At 65.8% G+C, this 3,975-nt stretch carries 5 protein-coding genes; 3 read left to right on the top strand and 2 right to left on the bottom strand.

Going from position 1 to position 3,975, the window contains the following annotated elements:
• Positions 1-207: 207 nt before the first annotated feature.
• Positions 208-846 carry a metallophosphoesterase gene (locus tag Q4C89_RS14300; protein WP_303103298.1) on the bottom strand — a complete coding sequence of 213 codons (639 nt, stop codon included), beginning with the start codon at positions 844-846 and terminating at the stop codon, positions 208-210.
• A 69-nt stretch (positions 847-915) separates the two neighbouring features.
• Between Q4C89_RS14300 and Q4C89_RS14295 the strand changes: the two genes are divergently transcribed.
• Together Q4C89_RS14295 and rocF are read left to right on the top strand one after the other, a co-directional pair.
• Positions 916-1,443, top strand: a complete 528-nt coding sequence (locus Q4C89_RS14295) for a GNAT family N-acetyltransferase (RefSeq protein ID WP_303103297.1) — start codon at positions 916-918, stop codon at positions 1,441-1,443.
• A gap of 118 nt (positions 1,444-1,561) precedes the next feature.
• Entirely contained in the window at positions 1,562-2,464 is a 903-nt protein-coding gene (gene rocF / locus Q4C89_RS14290) for an arginase (protein ID WP_303103296.1), read from the top strand.
• Between the two features lie 10 nt (positions 2,465-2,474).
• Here the strand turns inward: rocF and Q4C89_RS14285 are convergent, their stop codons facing one another.
• A complete protein-coding gene (locus Q4C89_RS14285; protein WP_303103295.1) occupies positions 2,475-2,759 on the bottom strand; it encodes a hypothetical protein in 285 nt (94 codons plus the stop codon).
• A 105-nt stretch (positions 2,760-2,864) separates the two neighbouring features.
• Here Q4C89_RS14285 and era point away from each other — a divergent pair, with 105 nt between their 5' ends.
• Complete coding sequence (era, locus tag Q4C89_RS14280) at positions 2,865-3,800, top strand: GTPase Era (protein WP_303103294.1); 936 nt, start codon at positions 2,865-2,867, stop codon at positions 3,798-3,800.
• Positions 3,801-3,975 lie beyond the last annotated feature (175 nt).

Raw genomic sequence — 3,975 nt, 5'->3', positions numbered from 1 at the left:
GGCGGCAGCCTCGTGGTGGCTGGCAACGACATCGGCGGCGACCTGTCGTGCAGTGGCAACACGGGGGGCGTCAAGGCCTCTGGCAACCGCGTGACCGGAAGCCGCCTGGGGCAGTGCCGATAAACATCCTGTAGAACTTTTTGTCACCAACGGTCAAGTGAGAGCCGCCGCAGCCCTCGCTTGACCGTTCTCCTTTGCTGCCGTCCCTCACCTGTCGTCCGGCGTCCATTCGATGACCCGGTACCCGTAGGCGTTCACGACCCGCGTGCCACTTTGGGAGTCGGTGTATTCGGTTTTCTTGCCCTCGTACTCGTGAATGTGGCCGTGAACCAGCAGCCGGGGCCTTTGCCGCCGCATAAAGCGCGAGAGTTCGCCGCAGCCCCGGTGGGCGTGGTCGCTGCCCGCGTGGGGGCCAAGGGGCGGCGCGTGGGTCAGCAGAATGTCCAGCGGGCGCGGAGGCAAACGCAACTGCCAGTCAAGACGGGCCAGTCCCCAGCGGGCTTCGGCGGCGGTGTACTGGCCTTCGCCCTCGCGGTAGCGCGGCACGCCGCCCCAGCCTGCCAGCGTCAGGCCCGCCACCCGCAGCACCCGTCCATGCGCGTTTTGTACGCCACGCGGGGACAAGCGTTCGCCGTCCTCATCCCGCACATACTCGTCAGCGTGGTTGCCCGGCACATAGACCAGCGGCGCGGGCAGCATCGTCGCCACAAATTCGAGGTAATAGCCCGGCAGGTCGCCCGCCGCCAGCACCAGGTCGATGTGGCCCAGCCCACGAGGAAAGCCCTCACGGTAGACGTAGGGGTGAACATGGTCTGCCAGCAGCAGCAGGCGGCGGGGACGGGACAAGGCGCCTGAGTTTAGCGTGGCAGGGCCCAATTGACATTTTTCTGCTGCCCCACTTCGTAAGGTGAGGTCATGCCAATCCTCGAAACGCCCCGCCTCGTCCTGCTGCCCCTTTCGCGCACGCTGCTTCAGCGCCGCAGCGAAGAAGAAACCTTTACCCTCCCCTGTCCCTGGCCCGGCGAACGGGTGCAGGACGTTCACTTTCCCGCTGAGTGGCCCGGCGACCCGCTGCCGCTGTTTCCGCTGTGGCAAGCGGCCTTGCCGGGCGAGGTCAAAGAAGGCAGTTTTGTCGCCGTGACGCGGGACACCCACACCGCCGCCGGACTGCTCGGCACCAAGGGCACGGTGAGCGTGGGCGGCGAAATCGAAATCGGCTACGGCTTCGGGCCAGGGCACCGGGGGCAGGGCTACGCCACCGAAGCGGTGCAGGCGCTCACCCTGCATCTGCTGGGGCAACCGCGCATTCGGGCCGTGACCGCGCAGACCGCGCTGGGCAACCGCGCCAGCGAACGGGTGCTGCAAAAGGTCGGCTTTGCCCGCATAGACCGCCGCTGGGACGACGAAGAAGGAGCGCTGACGCTCTGGGCGGTGGAGCATTGAGGCCTCGCCCAGCATGAATATGCAGTGGCCTCAGACCTGAACCGTCCTTTTCAGGCGTGCCACACATAAAATTGCAGCCGTGTGGCATAGGGCCAGTTGGCCCCTAAGCTGGGAAGACATGGATATTTCTATTCTGGGCATTCCGATGGATTTGGGCGCGGGGCGGCGCGGCGTGGACATGGGGCCGTCGGCCCTGCGAAACGCACAACTGGCCTCGACCCTGCGCGAACTCGGGCACACCGTCACCGACTTGGGCGACATTGACGTGGCGATTCCCGAAACGCTCGACAAGCACGAAACGGGCGGTCTGGTGTTCCTGCATCCCATTATGGAAGCCTGTCGCAGCGCCGCCGAGCGCATCATCGCCCTGCCGGAAGGCACCTTTCCGCTGACCATCGGCGGCGACCACTCCATGGGCATGGGCACGGTCATCGGCAACGCCCTGCGGGGCGGCCCCAAGCGCACCGGGCTTATCTGGGTGGATGCCCACACCGACTACAACACGCCGCAGAGCAGCCCCAGCGGTAACATTCACGGAATGCCCGTCGCCCACCTGACCGGGCTGGGCGACGAGCGCCTGACCACGCTGGACGGCCTGACGAACGGCTGGACGCTGCGCCCCGAGGACGTGGTGATGATCGGCATTCGCAGCGTGGACACGCACGAGCGCGAGCTGATGCGCGAAGCCGGGATCAAGGCGTACACCATGAAGGACGTGGACCAACTGGGCATGACCCGCATCTACGAGGAAACGATGGAGCGCCTGAGCGGTGTGGAGCGCCTACACGTCTCCTACGACGCCGACGCCCTCGACCCCACCGTCTGCCCCGGCGTGGGCACACCCGTTCCCGGCGGCCTGAGCTACCGCGAGGGCCACCTACTGATGGAACTGCTGTGCGAGTCGGGCCGCGTGACCAGCATGGACATCGTGGAGGTCAACCCCATTCTGGACACCCGCAACCAGACCGCCGAAGTCATGGTGGGCATGGCGGCGAGCTTGCTGGGCCAGCGCATTCTGTAAAGCCGTTCCTTTACAGCGGCAGGCTGTCCGGCTGCGTCGGCAGGTAAGGGGCTGCCGCCTCGAACCCTTCCAGCGCACCGGGAATCAGGTGCCAGTCGTCACCCTCACGGGTCGCCAATTCGCCCTGCACCATGCGGTTCAGTTCGGCCTCGACCCGCTGCTGCACGCGGCGCAGGGGCATCGCGTCCCCTCCGTCTATGCCGCGCCAATGCAGGAAAGCGCGGTGAAAGGCGGGGAGGTCGTCCAGTCCCACCCGGTTTTCCAGGTCGCGCCAGGACACGGAAAAGTCGGTCACGGGTTCAGTATGGCAGCAGCGCGGCGCAGCTTCCCAGACCGCCGGGCTTCAGTGTCCCTTTGAACGGCCGCTTTTGCCGGGGCGGGCGTGAGACAATGCAGGATGATGACCGAATTTTCTCCTGCTCCCGACTCCGGCGATGCCCAGACCCGCGCTGGCTTCGTCGCCATCGTCGGCAAGCCGAACGTGGGCAAATCTACGCTGCTCAACGCCTTTCTGGGCACCAAGGTCGCCCCGACCAGCCCCCGCCCCCAGACCACCCGCCGGGGCGTACGCGGCATCTATACCTACGAAGGCCGCCAGCTCATCTTCGTGGACACTCCCGGTCTGCATAAGCCCAAGGACGCCCTCGGCAAGTACATGAACAACGAGGTGCATGCCGCGCTGAGCGACGTGGACGCCGTCGTGTGGGTCGTGGACCTGCGCCACCCGCCCACCGACGAGGACCGCTTGGTCGCCAACTCGGTGCGCGACCTGCCCAAGCCGCTGTTTCTGGTCGGCAACAAGACCGACGCCGCCAAGTACCCCGACGAGGCCATGAAGCTTTACGGGGCACTGCTCGAAGGCCGCAGCGAAACGCTCGACACCAGCGAAATCATGCTCTCGGCGCAGAACAACGTGAACGCCGTGGCGACCCTGCGCGAACAACTGCTTGAAGTCCTGCCCGAAAACCCCTTCTTCTTCCCGCAGGGCAGTGCCAGCGACCAGACCCGCGAAATGTGGGCCGCCGAGATTATTCGCGAAGAAGCCATGAAAAAGCTGCGCGACGAGTTGCCCTACGCCGTCGCCACCCGCGTCAACCGCTGGACCGAGCGCGAAGACGGCCTGCAACGCATCGAGGGCGAAATCATCGTCGAGAAGAATGCCCACAAGGGCATGGTCATCGGCGCGGGCGGCAAGCAGCTGCGCGAAATCGGGCAGGCGGCACGCAAGCAGCTCGAAGTCTTCCTGAGCACCAAGGTGTTCCTCGGCCTCGAAGTCATCGTCATTCCCGGCTGGCGCGAGGACGAAGAAGCCCTGCGCGAACTCGGCTACGAGTAATCAATGGTTCAGATCAGATACCCTCAGATGAAATTCCGGACCAGCACCACCAGCCCCAGTCCGGCCAGGGCCAGCAGGGCAGCAATCCCCAGGCGGCGGTCCTGCTGCCAGCCGACAATCGCCACCCACAGGGCCGCCAGCACAGGCACGGCCCCCACCCAGGCGACACCCCACA

The organism is Deinococcus sp. (genome assembly GCF_030523985.1).
Classification (GTDB): Bacteria; Deinococcota; Deinococci; order Deinococcales; family Deinococcaceae; genus Deinococcus.
The sequence above is the reverse complement of the archived record's forward strand: the minus strand, read 5'-3'. Positions and strand labels throughout refer to the sequence as shown.

Coding starts and splice junctions, on each gene's coding strand:
- rocF (WP_303103296.1), top strand. CDS start 1,562: ATGGATATTTCTATTCTGGGCATTCCGATGGATTTGGGCGCGGGGCGG.
- era (WP_303103294.1), top strand. CDS start 2,865: ATGACCGAATTTTCTCCTGCTCCCGACTCCGGCGATGCCCAGACCCGC.
- Q4C89_RS14295 (WP_303103297.1), top strand. CDS start 916: ATGCCAATCCTCGAAACGCCCCGCCTCGTCCTGCTGCCCCTTTCGCGC.